The organism is Achromobacter sp. SIMBA_011 (assembly GCF_046535435.1).
Classification (GTDB): domain Bacteria; phylum Pseudomonadota; class Gammaproteobacteria; order Burkholderiales; family Burkholderiaceae_B; genus Achromobacter; species Achromobacter dolens.
Genome location: NZ_JAWRWN010000648.1, coordinates 1 through 264, shown reverse-complemented (window position 1 = coordinate 264; position 264 = coordinate 1). Strand labels below are relative to the sequence as shown.

Below are 264 nucleotides of genomic sequence, written 5' to 3'. Positions count from 1 at the left end.
ATTTCCGGTTTCTGGCTGTGCGCCGCCCTGGGGGCGGGGATCATTGCCCTGAACCTGCTGCTGGCCAGGGAGAAAATCCGCTCACTCATGCGTTCTTCACTCAATCAGGGTTGGGGTGCAGGCACGGCCGGTGGCGGCGGCCTCTCGAATCGCTTCAATCAGCGCCAGGGTGCGCGCGGCATCGGTGGCACTGACCAGAGGCTCGACTTCCCCCCGGGCCACTTGGACAAAGTGCTGCTACTGCAGGCGCAGGGCTTCGCCCGG

At 65.5% G+C, this 264-nt stretch carries 1 protein-coding gene; it reads left to right on the top strand.

Annotated elements, in window-relative coordinates; all coding sequences use genetic code 11:
• Positions 1-264 (top strand): hypothetical protein (locus SB816_RS32550; RefSeq protein WP_410548320.1); only part of this gene is annotated, 264 nt, incomplete at both ends.